Raw genomic sequence first — 24,192 nt, 5'->3', positions numbered from 1 at the left:
CGCCATGCCCGCCGGCCTCCCGTCCCGGCGGGTAGCTTGAATCACCAAAACGCTGATTTGTGAATCCCCAACGATTCAGTCAGATGGGCTAACGCGCTAGCCGCTCGGCTCGGCACTGATGATGGGGCCGAACAGCTCCCACTGGCCGCTCTTGAAACGCCACATCTTGAGCTGCTCGATCGGCGCGAAGTCGGTGGCCGAGGTGTTGATCGTGATCCCCGGGATCAGCGTGTCGGGGGTGAAGTCCTTCAGGCTGGCGGCCTGCTTCATCACGTTCTCGCGGGTGAGATTGTCGCCCGCCTGCTTCAGCACCTGCACCATGGTCTGGGCTGCGGCATAGCCGTAAACCAGATTGGCGTCCGAGATATTCGCGCCGGGCAGGTACTTCTCGATGAAGGCCATGAACTTCTTCATGCCGGCATCGTCCTTCCACTGCGGGTCCGAGGCGTCCTTGAGGTAGCCGGCCGAGAGCACGCCTTCGGAGGCCTCGAGGCCGGCCGGCTTCATCACCGCGCCGATCGACACCGAGACGTCGGTCATCAGATGCATCGGCTTCCAGCCGAGCTCGGCGATCTTCTTGATCGCCTGCGCCGCGAATTTCGGGGTCGAAATGTTCACGAAGACATCGGCGCCGGTGTCCTTGAGCTTGACGATATGAGCGTCGATCGACGGCTCCGACGTCTCGTAACTTTCTTCTGCCACGATCAGCTTCGATGCCTTGTCGCCGAACACATCCTTGATGCCGGCAAGGTAGTCTTTGCCGAAATCGTCGTTGGCATAGAAGATCGCGACCTTCGCGTCCGGCTTCGCCTTCAGAATGTATTTTGCGAAGATCCGCGCCTCGACCCGGTAGCTCGGCTGGAAGCCCATGGTCCAGGGGAAGTTGTGTGGATCGTTCCACTTGCTGGCGCCGGTGGCGAGAAAGAGCTGCGGCACCTTCTTGGAGTTGTGATATTTCTGCACTGCGGTCTGCGTCGGGGTGCCGAGCGCGTTGAACACCAGGAAGACCTCGTCGCTCTCGATCAGCTTGCGGATCTGCTCCACCGTCTTCGGCGGCGAGTAGCCGTCGTCATAGGAGACCCAGCTGATCTTGCGGCCGTTGATGCCGCCCTGGTCGTTGATCATCTTGAAATAAGCTTCCTCGGTCTTGCCGATGACGCCGTAGGCGGAAGCAGGTCCCGAATAGGCCTCGACATTGCCGATCTTGATCTCGGTGTCGGTGACTCCGGTGTCGTACGCCTTCTGGGCGGAAGCGTCCTGGATCGTGACCAGCGTCAACGCGGTTGCTGCGGCAAGCAGGGAGAGTTTCTTGTTCATGAAAATTCCTTGCGATTCTTCTGGGTTGGAGCAGGCACGTCGAAAACAAGAAGCGCCCGCGAGAGGGGCGCTTTGATCAGGCATTGGCCACCTTCTTGTCGATCTCGGAGGCGGCCGGGAATTGCTTGCGCAAGGTCGGCTTGTGGATCTTGCCGGTGGCGTTGCGCGGCAGCGCATCGACGAAGCGAACCTGGCGCGGACATTTGAAGCGCGCGAGACTGGCCGCGCAATGCGCAAAGACATCGGCCTCGGTCAGTCGCTGGCCTTGCTTGACCGCAACGATGGCGAGGCCGATCTCGCCCCATTGCGGATCGGGAATGCCGATCACGGCCGCTTCGGCGATCGCGGTGAGCTGGTGCAGGACGTTCTCGACCTCGGCCGGATAGACGTTCTCGCCGCCGGATATGTACATGTCCTTCCAGCGGTCGACGATATAATAGAAGCCTTCCTCGTCCACGCGCGTCGCATCGCCCGTGTGCAGCCAGCCGTCGGTGAAGGACGTCTTGTTCGCCTCCGGCCTGTTCCAGTAGCCCGGCGTGATGTTCGGTCCCTTGACCCAGAGCTCACCGAGCTCGCCGACATCGGCATCGCTGCCGTCGGGGCGGACGATGCGGACCTCGGTGTGCAGCACCGGCTTGCCGGCGGAGCCGGCCTTGCGTGCCGCGTCCTCGCGATCGAGCACCAGCACGGCTGGCGACGTCTCGGTCATGCCGTAGCCCTGCTGGAGCGCGACGCCGCGTGCCTCCCACACCTTTAGCAGCGGCACCGGCATCGGGGCGCCGCCGACGCCGCAGACGATCAATCGGGAAAGATCAGTCGTCGCGAAGGCCGGCTGCTGCGCCATGAACTGATAGATCGCGGGCACGCCGAAGAACACGTTGATACCCTGCACGGGATCGTTGATCAGGCCGAGCGCGGCGCCGGGATCGAACGCGCGCATGATCATCACGGAGCCGCCGGCATGCAGCACGGGATTGGTGTAGCAGTTGAGCCCGCCGGTGTGGAACAGCGGCAGCACGGTGAGCAGCACCGAAGAGGGTCCGATGCAGGCGGGACCGCCGAGATTGACGCAATTCCAGAACGTCATGCCATGCGTGATGGTCGCGCCCTTCGGGTATCCCGTGGTGCCCGAGGTGTACATGATGGTCGAGACGTCATCGAGCGTGATGTCTTCGGCTCGCTCCAGCGGCTTGGCCGCAGCGATGCCGGCCTCGTAGGCGCCGCCGGGGCCGAGCAGCAGGCTAGTGGTGACGTTGCAGAGTTTTGCGACTGCGAGCGCCGTCTCGGCCAGATCGGCGTCGTGGATCATCACCTTCGGAGCACAATCGCCGGTGATGAACTGAAGCTCGGGAACGGTGAGACGGGTGTTCAGCGGCACGAAGACGGCACCTAACCGTCCGCAGGCGAACTGGACCTCCAGCGTATCGGTGGTGTTCAGCGCCAGCACCGCGACGCGGTCGCCGCGCGAAATCTTCAGCGTGTGGCGCAAGAACGAGGCGAGGCGCGAGACGCGGGCGTCGAGCTGCGCATACGTGAAGCGGCGCTCGCTCGCGAGGTCGAGGGCCGCAAGCTTGCCAGGCGCGCGGCGCGCATGATGAGCGATCCAGTCGTAGTAACGAACGGCCAACAATCCCTCCCTCGGCGGTGTTGTGCCGCCTGTCCTCTTATTGCTGTGCACCATGCCGGCGTGGCCCCGGGAGGCCAGCCGGAGTTTTTGTGCAGCAGTCTTTTTTGATCTGGAGTTGGCCTGCGAGGGACGAAAACCGTCTTGCGTTGAGTTGCTAGGTCCTGGGCCTGCGACGTGCCACACCCCACTCAGCCACTCGGCGCAAGTGAGCCGCCAATGTTCCGGCCATGGTGGAACGAGCAGAGAGTCGTCGAAGGCGCGAATGCAATGAAGAGCCCGTTCTATACCGCCGAGCACGACGCTTTCCGCGACGTGATGCGCCGCTTCGTCGACAAGGAGATCGCGCCGTTCGCCCACGAGTGGGACGAAGCCGGCGAATTCCCCCGCGCGCTCTATCGCAAGGCGGCCGAGATCGGCCTGTTGGGGCTCGGATTCCCCGAGGAATATGGCGGGATCGCCGCCGACCAGTTCATGAAGATCGTGGCCAGCCAGGAGCTGGCGCGGGCAGGCGCCGGGGGCGTCAGCGCCAGCCTGATGAGCCACACCATCGGCTCGCCGCCGATCGCGCGTGCGGCGCGCCCCGAAGTCAAGGCGCGCGTGCTGCCGCAGGTGCTCTCCGGCGACAAGATCTCCGCGCTCGCCATCACCGAGCCTGGTGGCGGTTCGGACGTCGCAAACCTCCGCACCAGCGCGCGGCGCGAGGGCAATCACTACGTCGTGAGCGGCGAAAAGACCTTCATCACCTCAGGGATGCGCGCCGATTATTTGACCGTTGCGGTGCGTACCGGCGGCGAGGGTGCCGGCGGCGTCAGCCTGCTCCTGATCGAGGGCGATACGCCCGGCCTGTCGCGCACCAGGCTGAAGAAGATGGGCTGGTGGGCCTCCGACACTGCAACGCTGCATTTCGACGATTGCCGCGTGCCGGCCGCAAACCTGATCGGCGAGGAGGGCCAGGGTTTCAAGATCATCATGCAGAACTTCAACAGCGAACGCATGGGCATGGCCGCGGGCTGCACCGCCTTTGCGCGCGTCTGCCTCGATGAAGCGATCGCCTATGCCAGGGAACGCAAGACCTTTGGCAAGCCGCTTGCCCAGCACCAGGTCATCCGCCACAAGATCGTCGACATGGCGCAGAAGGTCGCAGCCTCGCAAGCGATGCTGGAGATGCTGGCCTGGCGGCTGGAGCAGGGCGAGAGCCCTGTCGCTGAAATCTGCATGATGAAGAACCAGGCGACGCAGACGATGGCATTCTGCGCCTCGGAAGCCGTGCAGATTTTTGGCGGCGCCGGCTTCATGCGAGGCATCAAGGCCGAGCGAATCTACCGCGAGGTCAAGGTCAACGCCATCGGCGGCGGCACCGAGGAGATCATGAAGGATCTGGCCAGCCGGCAGATGGGGCTATGACCTCACCGTCATTCCGGGGCGACGAGAAGCGTCGAACCCGGAATCTCGATATTGTAGGACTCATCTCTGGATTCCGGGTTCGCGCTTCGCGCGCCCCGGAATGACGAAGGCAAGAAATGCTATTTACCGCCGACCACGGTACGCTGCCCGGCAGCAAAGGAAACTTCCGATGATCACCCTCTATCACTGCGACGCCGCGCGCTCGTTCCGCCCGCTCTGGATGCTGGAGGAGATGGGGCTGCCGTATGAGCTGAAGATGCTGCCGTTCCCGCCGCGGGTTTTCGCCAAGGAATATCTTGCGCTCAATCCGCTGGGCACGATTCCTTTCATGGTCGACGGCGAGACGAAGATGACGGAGTCCTCCGGCATCTGCCACTATCTCGGCGTCAAGTACGGCCCGACGCCACTGATGGTCGGCCCCGAGGATCCCGCCTACGGCACCTTCCTGAACTGGATGTATTTCAGCGACGCCACGTTAACCTTCCCGCAAACGCTGGTGCTTCGCTACACCCAGCTCGAGCCGGAGGAGCGCCGTAATCCGCAGGTCGCCTCCGACTATGCCAAATGGTTCCTGGGGCGGCTGCGCGCCGTCGAGGCCGCGACCGCGAATACTGAGGCCTTGTGCGCCGGCCGTTTCACCGCGGCTGACATCGTGATCGGCTATGCGCTCCGGCTCGCGGACAATATCGGCCTCGCCAAGGATTTCGGGCCGAATGTCGCAGCCTATTGGGCGCGCCTGCAGCAGCGCGATGGTTTCAAGCGCGCGGTTGCTGCGGAGCAGAAGGCCGGCGCCGAGCAGAATGTTGCGCCAAGGGAGAGGGCGTAAGCTCTCCGCAGGTTGCGGACTGCGATCTCATCGCCATCCTGGAAGACTGATCGTCATCCCGGAACGGCAATCTTTTGCGCTCCATGACAGCGCTACCGCGTCGTGACAGCGCCCAAATTTCCGCTAAGGTGACCGCCGTCCGCAGCGGCCAAAGAGCCGTGCGAGGAGGATCCCAATGGAAGATAACGGTCGCGAATCCGACCATCTGATGCTGATCACGCCCGAGCGGGTGTTCTATGCCGGTCTGCTCGGCAGGCCACGCAAGCGAACCCCAGGCTGCTGCCACGTCTATGTCGCGGTGAAAGGCAGCCTGCATCTGACCATCGACGACGTCCTCGCGACCGCCGAACTGTTCGTCACTCTGCCGAACCAGCGGCATTCCATTGCCAGCGACTACCGCACCGCAATCAGCGTGACGCTCGAGCCGGAAAGCATGCCGGATGGCGTGATCGAGGCTTTGGCCCAGCGACTGATGGGACCGGACCGCGCGGTCTATGCCCGAAAGATCCTCGCTGCCTACGCGCTGCTGCGCCAGCGCCGGTATGGCGACATCAATACCGCTGAATTCGACGAGATGTGCTTTGGCGAGGCGCTGCCGCGCCGCGTGCTCGACCCGCGCGTGACGCGCGCCGTCGCCCGCATCGAGCGTTTTTCGGGCGAGCCCGTCACCGCAGATACCTGCGCGGCCGAAGCTGGTCTTTCAGCCTCGCGCTTCCTGCATCTGTTCAAGGAAGAGACCGGCATCTCGTTCCGCTCCTTCCGGGCCTGGAAGCGTGCGCGGCATTTGCTGCACTTCGCCAACCAGGATCTCAACCTGGCTCATCTCGCACAGGACATCGGTTATCCCGATAGCACTCATTTCAGCCATTCGATCCGCCGCTTCTACGGATTGAAGCCGCGCGCGATCTTCGTCGGCTCGCGCGATCTCGCGATCTATCGCAGCAGCGAGACGGTGCGGCTGGCGGAGGCGAGCTGACAACGCTCTCGTAGGGTGGGCAAAGCGAAAGCGTGCCCACCACCTTCATCGAGCCTCGAAACGTGGTGGTCACGGCGCTAGGGCGCCTTTGCGCACCCTACGACAGCTCGCGTTTAGCTAGCTTCTCCGCGCAAGAAGCCGCATGCCGCTCATCACATGATCGCCAACGTTGAATTCTCAACGTGCGAGACATCAGTGGTATGAGCGACAAGGCCGTCATCACCTGCGCGCTGAACGGCGTGCTCACCGACCCCAAGCAGCACAACGTGCCCGTGACGCCCGAGCAGATGGCGCGCGAGGCCAAGGCTGCGTTCGATGCCGGCGCCAGCATCATGCACATCCATTTGCGCCAGCAGGCGCCGGACAAGGGGCATCTGCCGTCCTGGGATGTGAGCGTAAGCAAGGAAATCCAGCAGGCGATCCGCGAAGCCTGCCCCGGCGTCATCATCAACCACACCTCGGGCGTCTCAGGGCCGAACTACTCCGGCGCGCTGGATTGCATCCGTGAAACCCGGCCGGAGATCGCCGCCTGCAACGCCGGCTCGCTGAATTATCTGAAGGTGAAGGCCGACAATACCTGGGCCTGGCCGCCGATGATGTTCGACAACGCGGTCGAGAAGGTGAAGGACTATCTCGACGTCATGAACGCGGTCGGCACCATCCCCGAGTTCGAATGTTTTGACGTCGGCATCGTCCGCTGCGTCGGCATGTATCACCAGGTTGGCATGTACAAGGGCCCGCTCGAGTATAACTTTGTGATGGGCGTCGCTTCGGGGATGCCGTCGGATCCCGATCTGCTGCCGATCCTGATCAAGCTGAAGCGGCCCGAAGCGCATTTTCAGGTCACCGCCATCGGCCGTGAGGAGATCTGGCTGCTGCACCAGCGCTGCGCCGAGCTCGGCGGCCATCTGCGCACTGGCCTGGAGGACGCCTTCTATCTCGCCGACGGCAAGAAGGTGACGTCGAACGGCCAGCTGATCGAGGCCATCGCCGCCTGCGCCCGCCGTGCCGGCCGCGAGATCGCAAGCCCCGCCGAGGCCCGGAAGATCTTTGGAACGAATCGCTAGCTATCGCCTCACCCGTCATTGCGAGTGCAGCGAAGCAATCCAGAATCCTTCCGCGGTGACAGTCTGGATTGCTTCGCTTCGCTCGCAATGACGAGCAGGAAACTGTCATGTCCATTCTCGAAAACACCATTTCCCCCGGCAGCGCCGCCTACCACGTCAACCGTGACGGCATGCTCGCGCTGATCGACCGCATGCGCGCGCTGGAGGAGCGCACGCGCGCGGCATCCGCCGCGGCAAAGGACCGCTTCCACAAGCGCGGCCAGCTGCTGCCGCGCGAGCGCGTCGCGCTGGTGCTCGATCCCGGTGCACCCTTTATTGAGCTGTCGACGCTCGCCGGCTATATGTTCGATGTGCCGGATGCGGCCAAGAGCGTGCCCGGCGGTGGCGTCATCGCCGGCATCGGCTTCGTTTCGGGCATCCGCTGCATGGTCAGCGCCAACGATGCCGGCATCGACGCCGGCGCGCTGCAGCCCTACGGCCTCGACAAGACGCTGCGGGTGCAAGAGCTCGCACTGGAGAACAAGCTGCCTTACGTCCAGCTCGTCGAGAGCGCCGGCGCCAATCTGCTGCGCTATCGCGTCGAGGACTTTGTCCGCGGCGGCAACATCTTTCGCAATCTCGCACGGCTGTCGGCGGCGGGGGTGCCGGTCGTCACCGTCACGCACGGTTCATCCACCGCCGGCGGTGCCTACCAGACAGGCCTCTCCGACTACATCGTCATGGTGCGCGGCCGCACCCGTGCGTTCCTCGCCGGGCCGCCGCTGCTGAAGGCTGCGACCGGCGAGATCGCGACTGAGGAAGAGCTCGGCGGCGCCGAGATGCACACCCAAATCTCCGGCCTCGGCGACTATCTCGCGGAGGACGATCGCGATGCACTTCGGATTGCGCGCGAGATCATGGCGGCGCTGGAATGGGAGCGGCCGGGCAGGGCGCCGTCAGAATTCAAGCCGCCGCGCTACGATCAGGACGAACTGCTCGGCATCATGCCGATAGACCACAAGCGCGCCGTGGACATGAAGCAGGTGATCGCGCGCATCGTCGATGATTCCGACTTCACCGAGATGGCGCCGAACTACGGCCCGGCGACCGTCTGCGGCCATGCCCGCATCGAGGGCCGGGCGATCGGCATCATCACCAACAATGGTCCGCTCGATCCGGCCGGCGCCAACAAGGCGACACATTTCATCCAGGCCTGCTGCCAAACCCGCACGCCGATCCTCTATCTCAACAACACCACCGGCTACATGGTAGGCAAGGCCTATGAAGAAGCCGGCATGATCAAGCACGGCTCGAAGATGATCCAGGCGGTGACCTCGGCGACGGTGCCGCAGATCACGATCTATTGCGGCGCGTCCTTCGGCGCCGGCAATTATGGCATGTGCGGCCGCGGCTTCCATCCGCGCTTCTGCTTCTCCTGGCCCAATGCCAAGACCGCCGTGATGGGCGGCGAGCAGGCCGCCGAGACCATGGCCATCGTGACGGAAGCCGCCGCCGCGCGCCGCGGCAAGCCGGTCGAGAAGGACAGGCTCGATGCGATGAAGGCGCAGATCGTCGGCGTGTTCGACGGCCAGATGGACGTGTTCTCGACCAGCGCGCGCTTGCTCGACGACGGCGTGATCGATCCGCGCGATACCCGCGGGGTCCTTTCCGAGGTGCTTGCGATCTGCCGCGAGGGCGATTCGCTCACACCCCAGCGCATGCAATTCTCGGTGGCTCGCCCATGAGGAACGGATCAGTGCAGCACCGGCCGTTCTACAAGGTCCTGGTCGCCAATCGCGGCGAGATCGCGCTGCGCGTGATGCGCAGCGCGCGGCAGCTCGGCCTCAGTGTCGTCGCCGTCTATTCGGATGCGGATCGCGATGCGCTTCATGTGCGGCAGGCCGATCAGGCGGTGCGGATCGGCGAAGCCCTGCCGGCGCAATCCTATCTCAACATTCCCGCGATCATCGCGGCGGCCAGGGTGAGCGGCGCGGATGCCGTGCACCCCGGCTACGGCTTCCTGGCCGAGAACGAGGAGTTTGCGCAGGCCTGCAAGGATGCCGGCCTCGTCTTTATCGGCCCGTCGCCGCAGGCGATCGCGGCCCTGGGCAATAAGGCCGGCGCCAAGGAGATCATGAAGAAGGCCGGCGTTCCTATCGTGCCCGGCTATCAGGGCGCCGATCAGAGCGACGAGGTCATGCTCGCGGAGGCCAGGAAGATCGGCTTCCCCGTGATGATCAAGGCGGTTGCCGGTGGTGGCGGCCGCGGCATGCGGCTCGTGACCAGCGCCGCATGCTTCGCCGATGCGCTGCGTAGCGCGCGGTCGGAAGCGGAGGCGGCGTTCGGCGATCCCACCGTCATTATCGAGCGCGCGATCCGCAATCCCCGGCACATCGAGATCCAGGTGTTCGGCGACAGTCATGGCAATGCCATCCATCTCGGCGAGCGCGACTGCTCGGTGCAGCGACGGCACCAGAAGCTGATCGAGGAGGCGCCATCGCCGGCGGTGACGCCGGAGTTGCGTGCGAGAATGGGTGAGGTCGCCGTCGCCGCCGTGAAGGCGCTGCGTTACGAGGGCGCGGGCACGCTGGAGTTCCTGCTGGACGAGCGCGGCGAATTCTATTTCATGGAGATGAACACGCGCCTTCAGGTCGAGCATCCCGTGACCGAAGCGATCACCGGGCTCGATCTGGTCGAGCTGCAACTGCGCGTCGCGCGCGGCGAGCAGCTCACCGTGAAGCAGCAGGACGTCAAGTTCGCAGGTCATGCCATCGAGGTGCGGCTCTGCTCGGAAGATGCCGCGCAGGATTTCATGCCGCAGTCCGGCCGCATGGCGCGCTGGCAGGTGCCTGATGGCATCCGTGTCGAGCACGCGCTGCAATCAGGCTCGGAGATTCCGCCGTTCTACGATTCCATGATCGCCAAGGTGATCAGCCACGGCGCCACGCGCGAGGAAGCGAGAGGGCGGCTGATCGTGGGCCTGGAGCAGCTCACGGCGCTTGGTGTGACCACCAATCAGGCGTTCCTGTTGTCGTGTCTGCGTCATCCTGGGTTTATCAGGGGGGAGGCGACGACGGCATTCATTGGCACGCATCGCGAAGAGCTGCTCGCGCCGCGCGCGGACGCCGCATTCGATACGACGCTGGCGGGCCTGCTGCTCTACGTTACAAATCCGCGCGCGCCGTCGTGGCGCAGCGGCCGGAGCTTGTCGGCAACGTTCCCGCTCCCGGCGAAAATCGAGATCGCGGGTCACGTGCTTGAGCTCGACGTCACGCGTGAGCGCGATGGCAGCTACACCGTCGCCACCGACGGTCGCCAGGACAAGTTCGAGATCGAGCAACTCGGTCCTGACACGATCCGCTTCCGCCACGATGGCGTGATGGACAGCGCAAGATTCCTGCGCGACCGCGATCGGCTCTACCTCCAGCACCGCGGCATCCCGCTCGCGGTGACCGATCTAACCCTCGCCGCGCCGAAGGCCGCAGCAAGCAATGGCGGCGACGGCAAAGTCCGCGCCGCGATGAACGGGCGCGTCGTCGCTGTTTTGGTCAAGCCGGGCGACCGCGTCACCGCGGGCCAGCCGGTGATGACGCTGGAGGCGATGAAGATGGAGCACGTCCACAAGGCTGGCATCGACGGCGTGGTTTCGGCGATCGACGTCGCCGAGGGTGAGCAGGTGACGACAGGCAGGATCGTGGCGGAGATCGGGGTGTAACTTTCTCGTGTCCCGGACGCGCGAAGCGCGAGCCGGGACCCATACCTCAGCGCGTTCCCGTGTGGCCCTGGGTCCCCGCTTTCGCGGGGACACGAGACCTAGGCACTTCGCCCCGTTCCCTCATTCAACAAGCACGCCACCTGATGCCCGTCGCCTGCGTCCATCAGCACCGGCCGCTCCGTCTTGCACCGCTCCATCGCGAACCGGCAGCGCGTGTGAAACGCGCAGCCGGGCGGCGGATTGACCGGGCTCGGCACGTCGCCGTCGACCAGGGGCGCGAGCTTCTTCGCCAGCGGATTGGCGACCGGCACGGAGGCGAGCAGGGCCTGCGTGTAGGGATGGCGCGGGTTGCGGAACAGTTCGTCCTTGCCGGCGATCTCGACGATGCGGCCGAGATACATCACCGCGACGCGGTGGCTGATATGGGCGACCACGGCGAGATCGTGGGCGATGAAGAGATAGGAGAAGCCGTGCTGCTTCTGCAGGTCGATCAGCAGATTGATCACCTGCGCCTGGATCGAGACATCGAGCGCGGAGACCGGCTCGTCGCAGACTATCAGGCGCGGCTCCAGCGCAAGCGCTCGGGCGATGCAGATGCGCTGGCGCTGGCCGCCGGAGAATTGATGCGGAAAATTGCGCATCTGGTCGGGCCGGAGGCCCACCTGCTCGAACAGCTTTTCGACGCGCGCCTCCAGCGCCTTGCCGGCGCCGAGGCCATGCACGGCGAGCGGCTCGCCGACGATATCGCCCGCGGTCATGCGTGGATTGAGCGAGGCGAACGGATCCTGGAATACGATCTGCATCGAGCGACGATGCGGCCTGAGCTCCGTCTTGGAGAGATGGGTGATGTCTTCGCCGTCGAGACGGATCTGGCCCGAGGTCGGCTCGACCAAGCGCAGCACGCTGCGCGCCACAGTCGACTTGCCGCAGCCGGATTCGCCAACGAGGCCGAGCGTCTCGCCGACACCAACCGAGAAAGAGACACCGTCGACGGCATGCACCGTGCCGACCTGCCGGCGCAACACGCCCGCGCGCACGGGATAATGCTTCATCAGATCGGTGACTTCGAGAAGCGGCCCGGTCATGCCACCTCCGCCACTTCGGCTGCACGCCAGCAAGCGGCGAGATGGCCGCCGCCCCAATCTGCAAGCGGCGGGTATTCGGCCTCGCAGCGCTTGATTGCGAGCTTGCATCGCGGTGCAAAAGCGCACCCCGGCGGCAGCCGCACCAGCGACGGCACGGTGCCGGGAATTTCGTTCAGCCGCTCCTGCGCGGCAACACCAGAGGCCGGCACCGCGGGGATCGAGGCCATCAGTCCGCGCGTGTAGGGATGTTTTGGCGCGGCGAACAGCGCCTCGACACTGGCTTCCTCGACCTTGCGGCCCGCATACATCACGATCACGCGCTGCGCGGTCTGTGCGACGACGCCGAGGTCATGCGTGATCAGCACGAGGCCGGTGCCGAGCTCCTTCTGCAGATCGAGGATCAGCGCCAGAATCTGTGCCTGGATGGTGACGTCGAGCGCGGTGGTCGGCTCGTCCGCAATCAGTAGCGCCGGCCGGCACGCCAGTGCCATCGCGATCATCGCGCGCTGGCGCATGCCGCCGGAGAGCTGATGCGGATATTCGCGTGCGCGCCGCGCCGGCTCGGGGATGCGCACCAGCCGCAGCATCTCGACCGCGATGGTTTGCGCCTCCTTCGAGGATACGTTCCGGTGCAGCCGCACCGCCTCGACGATCTGATCGCCGATCCGCATCACCGGATTGAGCGAGGTCATCGGCTCCTGGAAGATCATGGAGATGCGATTGCCCCGGATCTTGCGCATCCCGGCTTCGTTCAGCGCCAGCAGATCGGAGCCTTCGAGCGTGACGCTGCCGCCGACAATGCGCCCGGGCGGATCGGGCACCAGCCGCATCAGGGAGAGCGCGGTGACGCTCTTGCCGCAACCGGATTCGCCTACGATCGCGAGCGTCTCGCCACGGCTCACGGTGAAGGATACGTCGTCGACCGCCTTGAACAGGCCGGAGTTGGTGAAGAACACCGTCTTCAGGTTCTTCACCTCGAGCACGAGATTGGAGGTGTCAGTCATCAGCCGCGCTGCCGTGGATCGAGGATGTCGCGCAGGGCGTCACCGAACAGATTGGCGCCGAACACCGCGAGGCTGATCGCGATACCCGGGAAGATCACCAGCCACGGCGCGGTGCGGACATATTCGGCGGCCGATTCCGACAGCATGCGGCCCCATGACGGATAAGGCTCGGGAATGCCGAGACCGAGGAAGGAGAGCGAGGCTTCGGTCAAGATGGTCGAGCCGAGCTGGGCGGTCGCGAGCACGATCAGCGGCGCCAGCGTGTTCGGCAGCACGTGGCGAAGCGCGATCCGCGCCTCGCTCATGCCGATCGATTTTGCCGCTTCCACGAACGGCTGCTCGCGCAGCGCCAGCGTGTTGGCGCGGGTGACGCGTGAGACGGTCGGGATCAGCGGAATGGCAATGGCGAGAATGACATTCGGCAGGGATGGGCCGAGTGCCGCCGTCATGATCAGGGCCAGAACCAGCAGCGGCAGCGCCTGCAAGATGTCGGAGACGCGCTGGAACACGAGATCGACCCAGCCGGAGAGATAGCCGGAGGTCAGACCGACGATCACGCCGATCGTGCCGCCGAGCGCGGTCGAGCCGATCCCGACCGCGAGTGAAATCCGCGCGCCATGGATGATGCGGCTGAACACGTCGCGACCGAACGAATCCGTGCCCATCCAGTGGACGAGGCTCGGGCGCATCAGCGCGTGGGCGGAATCGACGGTCAGGGGATCGTAGCGCGCGATGAAATCCGCGAAGATCGCGGTGAACACGAACACGATCATGATAATAAGGCCAGCCGCACCCAGCACGTGCCGCTGCGCCAGAAAGAACACACGTCGCCAGCCGACGGTCGCATGCGCGCCGGCCCGCCTCAATTCAACGTCAAAATCGATCGCGGCCAAGCTGGTCTCCTAATCCGTGTATCTGATACGCGGATCGAATACGGCGTAGAGCATGTCGACGATGAAATTCGCGCTCACCACCACGACGGCAATCAGCATCACGAGGTTCTGCACGATCGGATAATCCCGCCAGCGGATCGCCTCGACCAGGAAGCGGGCCACGCCCGGTATGTTGAACACCGTCTCCGTGACGATCAGGCCGCCGATCAGGAACGCCGCTTCGATGCCGATCACGGTGATGACGGGCAGAATCGCGTTCTTCAGCGCATGTCGGTAGTTCACCGCGGCATCGGAGGCGCCCTTGGCGCGGGCGGTGCGGATATAGTCCTGTCGCAGCACCTCCAGCATCGAGGATCGCGTGATGCGCATGGTCAACCCGGCGCTGCGGAAGCCAACGGCGGCCGCGGGCACCGCATAGGTCGCGAAAGCTTCGAGCCACGTGGCCGGATTGGGGTTGAAGATCGGGATCTGGCCGAACATCGCCACCGAGGCGGTGAGGATCAGCAGGCCGAGCCAGAACGAGGGCAGCGACAGTCCGCTCAAGCTCACCACACGTAGCGTGTAGTCGAGCCGCGTGCCTTGCTTGACCGCGCTGATGACGCCGAGCGGAATGCCGATCGAGGCCGAGAACAGCAGCGCGAGGCCAGCGAGCCGCGCGGTGATCGGAATCCGCGGCAGGATCTCCTGAAGCGCCGGCTTCTCCGAGACGTAGGAGTAACCGAAGTCGCCGCGCAGAAAACCGCTGATCCAGTGCCAATACTGTACGATCAGCGGCTGGTCGATGCCGAGCTCCTTCTCCAGACTGGCCTTGTCGGCGGGATCGACATAGCCGGCCGCCGCGAACAGGATGTCGACGATATTGCCGGGCACGATGCGCAACAGGAAGAAGATGACGACCGAGATCCCGAACAGGGTCACGAGCATCAGGAACAGGCGCCGCACCAGATAGGCAAACATCACCCGCCTCCGTCGAGCCTGCTAGTCGCTTGCCTGGCTTGCGCTACTTGTCCAACCACACGTCCTCATAGCGAAAACCGTTGTAGGAGCTGTTCGACATGATCGTGACCCCCTTCACATAAGGCTGCCAGCAGGTGCCGGCCCGCGCATGAAAGATGATGGGGCGGGCGACGTCCTCCTGCAGCTTCTTGTCGATCTCCCAGACCAGTTGCTTGCGTTTGTTAACGTCGGTCTCCTGCGACTGTAGGTCGAACAGCTTTTCGATCTCCTTGTTGCAGTAATTGGTATAATTTCGCTCGGAGCCGCAGGAATAGTTCTCGTAGAATGACTGGTCCGGATCGTCGACGGCGTTGCCGGTCAGATTGAGCCCGAGCATGTAATCCTTCCGCGCGACTTTCGGGAACCAGTTCGCGGTCTCCACCACGTCGAGCTCGCCGTCGATATAGATGCTCTTGAGTTGGTCAATCAGGATCACCGCGGGATCGCGATATTCCGCGAGATTGCGCGTCGAAACCTTCACCGCGAGATGCTTGTCGGGGCCGTAGCCCGCCTTCTGCATCAGCTTCTTCGCTTCATCGCGGTTCGCATTCACGTCCGGACCATAGCCCGGAATGGTTTCAAGCCTGTCCTTGGGCATGCCCCAGATGCCTTGCGGCGGAGGCAGCATAGTGCCACCGATATCGGCCTGGCCTTCGAACAGGATGTTGACGAAGGCCTTGCGATCGAGTGCCAGCGCCATCGCGCGGCGGATGTCAATGTTGTCGAATGGCGGCGCGGTCGAATTGACGATGATGTTGGTCGAAACGTTGGTCGGTTCGACGACGCAAACTGCGTTCGGCGCCTGCGATTTGATATCCTTGAGGAGCGGGATGGTGATATGTGTCGGGAAGGTCATGTCGAACTTTCCGGCGACGAAGGCAAGAATCGCGGTCGAGCGGTTGGTGATGATCGTGTACTCGATGCCGTCGAGATACGGCAGTCCCTTCTTCCAGTAGTCCGGATTTCGAACAAGCTTGATCGATTCATTGGCCTTGAACTCGACGAATTTGAATGGCCCGGTCCCGATCGGATGGGTGCGCATCTCTGCCGGCGAGACATGGCAGGGATAGACCGGCGTGTAGCCGGAGGCGAGCATCGCCAATAGCGAGGGTTGCGGCCGCTTCAGGTCGAAGGACACCTCGAAATCGCCATTGGGCGTGACGTCGTTGACCTCGCTGTACCAGGTCTTCCGTGGATTTTGTCGAAGCTTCTGCTGCGATTTTCCCATGAGCAGATCGAAGGAGCATTTGACGTCAGCCGATGTGAATGGCTTGCCGTCATGCCACTTGACGCTCTGGCGCAGCTTGAACGTCAGCTTCTTGTAGTCGCCGCTCCACGTCCAACTCTCGGCCAGCTCCGGCCTGATGCTGTCAGGACTGTTCTGCGCCATGTGCTGGTCGTAGATGACAAGATTGTTGAACACTCCCATGAACGGCACATTGACCGAATAGGTCGCACCCTCAAGGATGGAGGCGTTCGCCGGGCTGTCGCGGTGGTACATCCGCAAAATGCCGCCCTGCTTGGGCTCGCCGGCGAAGCTCGCGGTCGAAAACGCCAGCAAACATAGCGCCGCCGTCGCGGCGAGCGCCCACACGCTCCGCATCCTCGGTCTCCCTGGACATCGGCCTTTTGTGGCCGTTTGTCAGGACGATAGCGACGCGCGCCGAGCGAGGCAACCGGCAAGGCCGCTTGCTCTCTTGGCAATTCGGATGACGAAAGGCCGCAGGGGTGTTTCTCTCACAAGGTGAGAAAGGTTCCTCCGCTCACACGATCCGTGACGTCTTGTTGCCCCAATACCGGTCCCGCAGCAGCCGCTTGTAGAGTTTCCCCGTCGGCAGGCGCGGCAACTCCTTCTCAAAATCGACCGACCGCGGCACCTTCTGCCGCGACAGCGATGCCGCGCAGAAGGCGATCAGCTCCTCGGCGAGCGCGTCATCCGGCATCACGCCCGGCATCGGCTGCACTACCGCCTTCACCTCCTCGCCGAGATCCGCATTGGGCACGCCGAAAACCGCGGCATCCGCGACCTTGGGGTGCGTGATCAGCAGATTCTCGCATTCTTGCGGATAGATGTTCACGCCGCCGGAGATGATCATGAAGGTGGCGCGGTCGGTGAGATAGAGGAAGCGATCCTCGTCGACATAGCCGACATCCCCGACCGTGCTCATGCTGCCGTCGGCCGAGCGCGCCTCCCTGGTCTTCTCCGGGTCGTTGAAATACTCAAACGGCGATCCCGTCTTGAACCAGACCTGGCCGGGCGTGCCGGTCGGGCACGGCTGCATGTTCTCGTCGAGAATGTGGAGGTCGCCGAGCAGCACCTTGCCGACGGTGCCGCGGTGGCTAAGCCACTCCTGGCTGTTGCAGGCGGTAAAGCCGAGGCCTTCGGTCGCGCCGTAATATTCGTGGATGATCGGCCCCCACCATTTGATGATGTCGTCCTTCACCAGCGCCGGGCAGGGCGCGGCGGCGTGGATCGCAATCTCGAGCGATGAGAGGTCGTAGCGGCCGCGTACGTCCTCCGGCAGCTTTAGCATCCGCGAGAACATCGTCGGCACCAGCTGGCTGTGGGTGATGCCCCATTGTTGCACGAGCTGGAGGTAACGCTCGGGGTCGAAATTCTCCATGATGACCACGGTGCCGCCCATGCGGATCGTCAGATTGACGGCAGCCTGTGGCGCCGAGTGATAGAGCGGCGCCGGCGACAGATAGACCATGCCCTCGCGGTAGTGCCAAAGTTTGGTGAGGAAGTCGAACAGCGTCAGATTGTGCTTTGGCGGCTCCTCGGGAAGCGGGCGAATAATGCCCTTGGGGCGACCCGTCGTGCCCGACGAATAGAGCATGGAGGTGCCGAGCCACTCATCCGCAATCGGCGTCTTCGGCAGATCGGCGGTGACATCCGCGAGCCCAACGATGCGGTCACTCTCGCCGGGGCCATCGGCGACGATGCAGAGCTTGATGTCGGGGCAGGCCTGGATTGCCTCCCGCGCGATGTCGAGCTTTGCAACGGACGTGATCAGGATCTTGGACTGGCTGTTGACGAGGAGATAGGCGAGCTCGCCAGGCGTCAGGAACGAGTTGATGCAGGTGTAGTAAAGCCCGGACCGCTCGCCGGCGCCGCAGGCTTCGAGATAGCGGGAATTGTTCTCCATGAAGATCGAGTAGTGATCGAGCCGCCTCAAGCCATGCTTGCGAAGCAGATGCGCGAGGCGATTGCTACGTGCCTCCAGCTCGCGATAGGTGACGGCCTCGCCCGTCGCCGCCATGATGAAGGCGGGTTGCAGCGGGCGTAGACGGGCATGCTGACCTGGATACATCAGTCCTCCGGCTTGAAAATCATGCAGCGAGAAGCAGGATTTCGCGCACCTGCGCAGGGCTCTCGATCTTGCGCGGATTGCGCGGAATCCAGTTCGTGCGCATCGCCTGTTCGGCGATGGCATCGAAATGCTCGGGCGAGACGCGGACGTCGGCGAGGCTGCGCGGCATGCCGAGCGAGCGGATGAAGGCATCGAGCACGTCGGCGGCATCGTGTCCGGGGAAGCCCATGGCGGCGGCGACGATCATCTGGCGTTCGGCATTGTCGCGCGCATTCCAGCGTATCACCGCCGGCAGCATGACGCAGGAGGTGTAGCCGTGCGGCACGTCGAAGGCGGCGCCCAGGACATAACCGATGCCGTGGCTCGCCCCCATCGGCACGCCGGCGGCGAGCGCGCCCATCGACAGCCAGGTGCCGATCTGCGCATCCATGCGCGCGTCGAGATCGCTCGCGTCGGCCTTCACCCGCGGCAGCGCATCGGCGAGCATGGCGAGGCCCTTCACCGATTGCGCGTCGGCATAAGGGTGGGTCTCGCGCGAGCAGATTGCCTCGACGCAGTGATCGATGGCGCGGATGCCGGTCGAGAGAAACAACCATTCCGGCGTGTGCACGGTGATGGCGGGATCGAGGATGGTCGCGCGCGGCACGGCGAGCGGATGCCGCAGCATCTGCTTCACATGCGTGCTGCGGTCGGTGACGCCCGCGATCGACGAGAACTCGCCGCCGGCAATCGTGGTCGGCACGCTGATCTGGCGCACGGTCGGCGGCGTCATCTCCGGTGCGACGCCCTTGTGCACGCGGATACGCTCGATGCCGTCGATATCGTCGATGCCATTGGCGAGGCAAAGCTGCACCGCCTTGGCGCCATCGGTGATCGAGCCGCCGCCCACGGTGACGATCAGGTCCGCGCCGGCCTGGCGCGCCGCATTGGTGGCCGCGATCACCGCCTCGCGCGGCGTGTGTGCCGGCATCGCGTCGAACAGCCCGGCGCAGCGGGCGCCTAGCGCCTGGACGATTTTTGCGATCTCGTCGGTCTGCCGGTTCAGCGTGCCCGAGACCATCAGGAAGGCCCGACGCGTCCCCAGCCGGTCCATCTGCGCGACAACGGCCTCAGCCGCCGGATGGCCGAACACGACCTCCTCGATCGCGCCGTAAACGACACGTCCCTGATGCACGCCTGTCCTCCCCGGACAATTCGTCTTGTTTTGTAAGGGCTAATCTAGCCGAGCCCGCCGCCCCCGTCATGTGCGAAGACGCTGGCGCTTTTTCGTCTCCCTCTCCCCGTTCTTACGGGTTGAGGGCGGGGTGAGGGGCACTATCGGCCGGGCGGGAGACAGTCGGACGCGCGGAGGGTCCCCCTCACCCGGATCGCATCTTGCGACGCGCTCCGGCCTCTCCCGGCAAGCGGGAGAGGCGAAGAAAGGTCGCCGCGCGCATCCATCGCGGTCCCTGTCAACCCGTCATCCGGCCAGGGCACCGTGCCGAGCATTGCCCGCGCTTTGGTCTTGAAGAGTTCATGATCGCCGCCCATCTTGTGGCGCCCGCGGGTCAGCGAGTACCCTGCAATTTCCGCGGCTTTGATGCGAGGACTTGGGATGACTGGACCGGACGGAAGCGAGCAATCTGTCAAAACGCACGATTTCGTTCAGCCCCGGCCTTATGCCATAGCCGGCCTTCTCGCAGCCGCGTTCGCGCTCAGCGGTTGCGGACAACCGGCCTCGCAAGCGGCCGCGCCGCCACCTCCGCCGGTGACGGTTTCCCAGCCGGTCAAGCGCACCGTTACCGATTGGGATGAGTACACCGGCCGGTTCGAGGCGGTCGAGGAGGTGCAGGTGCGCCCCCGCGTCGGCGGCTTCGTCAACTCCGTCGAGTTCCAGGACGGCGCGATCGTGCATCAGGGCGACCTGCTCTATGTGATCGACCCGCGCCCGTTCGAGGCGGTGGCCGAGCAGGCGGACGGCCAGCTCTCCGACGCCCGCGCCAAGGTGGAGCTCGCCAAGCGCGAGCTCGATCGCGGCCTGAACCTGGTCCAGACCAGCGCGGTGTCCGAGCAGGTCGTCGACCAGCGCCGCCAGGCCCTGCAGGCCGCGCACGCCGCCGAGACCCAGGCCGAGGGCGCGTTGAAGGCGGCCCGGCTTAACATCGAGTTCACCCATGTGACCGCGCCGCTCACCGGCCGCGTCAGCCGCCATCTCGTCAGCCCCGGCAATCTCGTGCAGGGCAGCGACACCGGCACGTCGACGCTCCTGACCTCGATCGTCTCGCTCGACCCGATCTACATCTATTTCGACATGGATGAGACGACCTTCATCAAATACAGCAGGCTCTGGTTCGAAGGCCGCCGTCCGAGCTCGCGCGACACCGCGAACCCGGTGCAGGTGACGCTGGCCGGTGAGACAAAACCGTCGCATGACGGCGCCATCAACTTCCTCGACAATCGCCTCGATGTCTCCACGGGCACGCTGCGCAGCCGCGCCGTGGTCAAGAATACCGATCTGTCGATCCTGCCCGGCCAGTTCGGCCGCGTCCGCCTGATCGGCAGCGCGCCCTATGAGGCGCTGCTGGTTCCCGACGTCGCGGTCGCGACCGACCAGTCGCGTAAGATCGTGTTCGTGGTAAAGCCCGACGACACCGTCGAGGCGCGGCCCGTGGTGCTGGGGCCGCTCGATGACGGCCTGCGCGTGATCCGCGAAGGGTTAAAGGCGGAGGACCGCGTCATCGTCAACGGCATCCAGCGCGCCCGCGTCGGTGCCAAGGTGGCCCCGTCTACCGCTCAGGCGCCGGCCGGTGCCAAGGCTGGTGACAAGTCATGAACCTTGGCCGTCTCTCCATCAACCAGCCCATCCTGGCGATGGTGCTGTCGATCGTGCTCCTGATCGTCGGCGCGCTCGCCTACTCCACGCTGCCGGTCTCCGAATATCCGCAAGTGGTGCCGCCGACGGTCGTCGTCACCACGCAATATCCGGGCGCCTCGGCGCAAACCGTGTCCGACACGGTTGCCGCGCCGATCGAGCAGCAGATCAACGGCGTCGAGGACATGCTGTATCTCTACAGCCAGGCGACCTCGAACGGCCAGCTCACCATCACCGTGACCTTCAAGCTGGGCACCGATCTCGACAAGGCGCAGGTGCTGGTGCAGAACCGCGTCGCGATCGCGCAGCCGCAGCTGCCGGACGAGGTGCAGCGCAACGGCGTCGTCACCCGCAAGAACTCGCCTGACATTTTGATGGTCGTGTTCATGCTGTCGCCCGACGACACGTTCGACCAGCTCTACATCTCCAACTACGCGCTGCTCCAGGTCCGCGACCAGCTGCTGCGCATCGACGGTGTCGGCGACATCCAGATCTTTGGCGCACGCGACTATTCGATGCGGCTGTGGCTCGATCCTGATCGCATTGCCAATCTCGGCCTGACTTCGACCGAGGTGCTGGCCGCGATCCGTGCGCAGAACGTGCAGATCGCGGGCGGCCAGATCGCGGAGCCGCCGATCGCCGACCGCGCCTTTCAGCCGAACCTCGTTTTCACGGGACGGTTGAAGGACCAGAGGCAGTTCGAGGACATCCTGATCAAGGCCGGCTCCGACGGCCGCACGGTTCGGCTGCGCGACGTCGCCCGCATCGAGCTCGGCGCGCTGGCCTATTCCACCAACAGCTTCCTGCTGCGCAAATCCGCGGTCGCCATGCTGGTGACGCAGCGGCCGGGATCGAACGCGCTCGCGACGGCAAAAAACATCTCCGACACCATGACGAAGCTCAAGGAGAGCTTTCCGAAGGGGCTCGACTACAATATCGGCTACAATCCGACCGAGTTCATCGCGCAGTCCGTCCATGAGCTGATCAAGACCATCTACGAGGCCATGCTGCTCGTGGTGGTCGTCGTGCTGGTTTTCCTGCAAGGATGGCGGCCTGCGATCATCCCGATCATCGCCATTCCAGTGTCGCTGGTCGGCACCTTCGCGGTGATGGCGGCGCTCGGCTTCTCCATCAACAATCTCACTCTGTTCGGGCTCGTGCTCGCCGTCGGCATCGTCGTCGACGACGCCATCGTCGTGGTCGAGAATGTCGAACGCCATCTTGAGCACGGTCTGAGCCGGCGCGATGCCGCGCTGAAGACGATGGAAGAAGTCGGCGGCGCGCTGGTCTCGATCGCACTGGTGCTCTGCGCGGTGTTCGTGCCGACGGCGTTCCTGGGCGGCATATCCGGGCAGTTCTTCCAGCAATTCGCTGTGACCATCGCGGTTGCGACCGCGATCTCCTGCTTCTGCTCGCTGACGCTGTCGCCGGCGCTGGCCTCGCAGATTTTGACGCCCCATGAGGAGAAGCGGCCCCCCGCCGCCTGGAATCTGGTCGCGCGCGGCTGGAACGCCTTTACGGGAGCCTTCAACCGCGTGTTCGACCGGTTGGCACACGGCTACGCTGGCGTCGCCAATTTCGTGATCCGGCATTCGGTGGTGATGATCCTGATCTATGTCGTTCTGATCGGCAGCGCAGGATGGCTGATCGGGACCACGTCGCAGGGCTTCATCCCCGCGCAGGACCGCGGCTACGTCATCGTCTCCGTGCAATTGCCGGGCGCGGCGTCGCTGGCGCGGACCACCGAGATCGTGCGCGAGATCGAGCGGATCTCGCTGGATACGCCGGGCATCATCCGCGTTGCCGCCTTCGCCGGCTTCTCCGGCGCGACGCGCACGCAGGCCGGCAATGCGGCAGCGCTGTTTCCGGTGTTCGATGAGCCAGAGGTGCGCCTGAAGAAGGGGCTGACCGCGAACGCCATCACGGCAGAATTGCGCAAGCGTCTCGCCGCGATCCAGGGCGCGTTCATCATCGTCATTCCACCGCCGGCCGTGCCCGGCATCGGTACCGGCGGCGGCTTCACCATCCGCATCCAGGATCGCCAGGGTCGCGGGCCCGAGTTGCTGGCGTCAGCAACCGACGAACTCGTCGCCGCCGCGCGCAAATCGCCCTTGCTCCTAGGCCCCACGGTGTTCTCGCCGTTCTCGGCCAATACGCCGCAGCTGTTCGTCGACATCGACCGCACCAAGGCGCAGAAGCTCGGCGTGCCCATCGCCAACATCAACGACACGATCCAGACCTATTTCGGATCGACCTATGTCAACGACTTCAACCTGTTCGGCCGCACCTATCACGTCACCGCGCAGGCTGATTTCCCGTTCCGCAAAGAGCCTGCCGATCTCTCGCGCCTGCGCACGCGAAATGCCTCCGGCGACATGGTGATGCTCGGCAGCGTGGTCGACTTTAAAGACGTTTCGGGGCCCGACCGCGTCGCGCGCTACAATCTCTACGCGGCGTCCGAGCTGCAGGGCGAGCCGGCGCCGGGCACGAGCTCGACCACCGCGCTCAACGCCATCAAGAAGCTCGCCGACGACACCTTGCCAAGCGGCTTCAGCTTCGAATGGACGGATTTGTCCTATCAGCAGGTCACCGGCGGCAATGCCGGCCTCTACATCTTCCCGATCTGCGTGCTGTTCGTCTATCTCGTGCTCGCCGCGCAATATGGCAGCTGGACCTTGCCGTTTGCGGTGATCCTGATCGTGCCGATGTGCCTGCTCGCTGCCACCATCGGCGTGCGCATCATGGGCCAGGACGTCAACATCCTCACCCAGATCGGCTTCGTCGTGCTGGTGGGATTGGCGGCGAAAAATGCGATCCTGATCGTCGAGTTCGCACGCGATATCGAGCTCGAAGGCAAGCCGCGGCTGGAGGCGGTGATCGAAGCCTGCCGCCTGCGGCTGCGACCGATCCTGATGACGTCGTTCGCGTTCATCCTCGGCGTGCTGCCGCTGGTGATCTCGTCCGGTTCAGGCTCGGAGATGCGTCAGGCCGTCGGCGTCGCCGTCTTCTTCGGCATGATCGGCGTCACGCTGTTCGGGCTGCTGTTCACGCCGATCTTCTATGTGGTGGTGCGGAACCTGGCGGAAGGGCGGAACGACGGGAAGCCGAAGGCAGAGGCCTAAGGCTGCCTCTGCGGCC

17 protein-coding genes are annotated in these 24,192 nt (G+C 64.4%); 8 read left to right on the top strand and 9 right to left on the bottom strand.

Going from position 1 to position 24,192, the window contains the following annotated elements; genetic code table 11:
* Nucleotides 1-96: 96 nt before the first annotated feature.
* The gene (locus tag ABID59_RS18625; RefSeq protein ID WP_354084308.1) at nt 97-1,317 is read right to left on the bottom strand and encodes an ABC transporter substrate-binding protein; all 1,221 of its coding nucleotides are present in this window, start codon (nt 1,315-1,317) and stop codon (nt 97-99) included.
* Nucleotides 1,318-1,393: 76 nt separating this feature from the next.
* Nucleotides 1,394-2,944, bottom strand: a complete 1,551-nt coding sequence (locus ABID59_RS18620) for an acyl-CoA synthetase (RefSeq protein WP_354084307.1) — start codon at nt 2,942-2,944, stop codon at nt 1,394-1,396.
* A gap of 267 nt (nt 2,945-3,211) precedes the next feature.
* On the opposite strand from ABID59_RS18620, the gene ABID59_RS18615 reads away from it, so the two are divergent.
* From ABID59_RS18615 to ABID59_RS18590, 6 genes are all read left to right on the top strand, one after another.
* Nucleotides 3,212-4,348 (top strand): acyl-CoA dehydrogenase family protein, encoded by a 1,137-nt coding sequence (locus tag ABID59_RS18615; protein ID WP_354084306.1) that lies wholly within the window; start codon nt 3,212-3,214, stop codon nt 4,346-4,348.
* A gap of 169 nt (nt 4,349-4,517) precedes the next feature.
* Nucleotides 4,518-5,174: a glutathione S-transferase family protein gene (locus ABID59_RS18610; RefSeq protein WP_354084305.1), complete on the top strand. Its 657-nt coding sequence runs from the start codon at nt 4,518-4,520 to the stop codon at nt 5,172-5,174.
* A 175-nt stretch (nt 5,175-5,349) separates the two neighbouring features.
* Nucleotides 5,350-6,150, top strand: a complete 801-nt coding sequence (locus ABID59_RS18605) for a helix-turn-helix domain-containing protein (RefSeq protein WP_354084304.1) — start codon at nt 5,350-5,352, stop codon at nt 6,148-6,150.
* Between the two features lie 200 nt (nt 6,151-6,350).
* Nucleotides 6,351-7,217: a beta-keto acid cleavage family enzyme gene (locus ABID59_RS18600; protein WP_354084303.1), complete on the top strand. Its 867-nt coding sequence runs from the start codon at nt 6,351-6,353 to the stop codon at nt 7,215-7,217.
* A 107-nt stretch (nt 7,218-7,324) separates the two neighbouring features.
* Nucleotides 7,325-8,941, top strand: a complete 1,617-nt coding sequence (locus ABID59_RS18595) for an acyl-CoA carboxylase subunit beta (protein ID WP_354084302.1) — start codon at nt 7,325-7,327, stop codon at nt 8,939-8,941.
* Nucleotides 8,938-10,911, top strand: a complete 1,974-nt coding sequence (locus ABID59_RS18590; RefSeq protein ID WP_354084301.1) for an acetyl-CoA carboxylase biotin carboxylase subunit — start codon at nt 8,938-8,940, stop codon at nt 10,909-10,911. Before ABID59_RS18595 ends, ABID59_RS18590 begins: the two co-directional genes overlap by 4 nt.
* A 98-nt stretch (nt 10,912-11,009) precedes the next feature.
* Here ABID59_RS18590 and ABID59_RS18585 read toward each other — a convergent pair whose 3' ends face one another.
* From ABID59_RS18585 to ABID59_RS18555, 7 genes are all read right to left on the bottom strand, one after another.
* Entirely contained in the window at nt 11,010-11,996 is a 987-nt protein-coding gene (locus tag ABID59_RS18585; RefSeq protein ID WP_354084300.1) for an ABC transporter ATP-binding protein, read from the bottom strand.
* On the bottom strand, nt 11,993-13,000 hold the full coding sequence (locus tag ABID59_RS18580) for an ABC transporter ATP-binding protein (protein WP_354084299.1): 1,008 nt from the start codon (nt 12,998-13,000) through the stop codon (nt 11,993-11,995). Before ABID59_RS18580 ends, ABID59_RS18585 begins: the two co-directional genes overlap by 4 nt.
* Nucleotides 13,000-13,893: an ABC transporter permease gene (locus ABID59_RS18575; RefSeq protein ID WP_354031448.1), complete on the bottom strand. Its 894-nt coding sequence runs from the start codon at nt 13,891-13,893 to the stop codon at nt 13,000-13,002. Before ABID59_RS18575 ends, ABID59_RS18580 begins: the two co-directional genes overlap by 1 nt.
* 9 nt (nt 13,894-13,902) lie before the next feature.
* Nucleotides 13,903-14,850, bottom strand: coding sequence for an ABC transporter permease (locus ABID59_RS18570; protein ID WP_354084298.1), 948 nt, complete (start codon nt 14,848-14,850; stop codon nt 13,903-13,905).
* Between the two features lie 43 nt (nt 14,851-14,893).
* Nucleotides 14,894-16,492, bottom strand: coding sequence for an ABC transporter substrate-binding protein (locus tag ABID59_RS18565; protein WP_354084297.1), 1,599 nt, complete (start codon nt 16,490-16,492; stop codon nt 14,894-14,896).
* A 160-nt stretch (nt 16,493-16,652) separates the two neighbouring features.
* Nucleotides 16,653-18,203 carry an AMP-binding protein gene (locus ABID59_RS18560; RefSeq protein ID WP_354084296.1) on the bottom strand — a complete coding sequence of 517 codons (1,551 nt, stop codon included), beginning with the start codon at nt 18,201-18,203 and terminating at the stop codon, nt 16,653-16,655.
* A 19-nt stretch (nt 18,204-18,222) separates the two neighbouring features.
* A complete protein-coding gene (locus tag ABID59_RS18555; RefSeq protein ID WP_354084295.1) occupies nt 18,223-19,377 on the bottom strand; it encodes an iron-containing alcohol dehydrogenase in 1,155 nt (384 codons plus the stop codon).
* A gap of 420 nt (nt 19,378-19,797) precedes the next feature.
* Here ABID59_RS18555 and ABID59_RS18550 point away from each other — a divergent pair, with 420 nt between their 5' ends.
* Entirely contained in the window at nt 19,798-21,015 is a 1,218-nt protein-coding gene (locus ABID59_RS18550; protein ID WP_354084294.1) for an efflux RND transporter periplasmic adaptor subunit, read from the top strand.
* Entirely contained in the window at nt 21,012-24,176 is a 3,165-nt protein-coding gene (locus ABID59_RS18545; protein ID WP_354084293.1) for an efflux RND transporter permease subunit, read from the top strand. The genes ABID59_RS18550 and ABID59_RS18545 overlap by 4 nt, the downstream gene beginning before the upstream one ends.
* Nucleotides 24,177-24,192: the final 16 nt, after the last annotated feature.

Origin of the sequence: Bradyrhizobium sp. S3.3.6 (genome assembly GCF_040546905.1) — a bacterium.
Classification (GTDB): domain Bacteria; phylum Pseudomonadota; class Alphaproteobacteria; order Rhizobiales; family Xanthobacteraceae; genus Bradyrhizobium; species Bradyrhizobium cytisi.
Note: the sequence above shows the minus strand (reverse complement) of the source record. Positions and strands in the feature narration are given on the sequence as shown.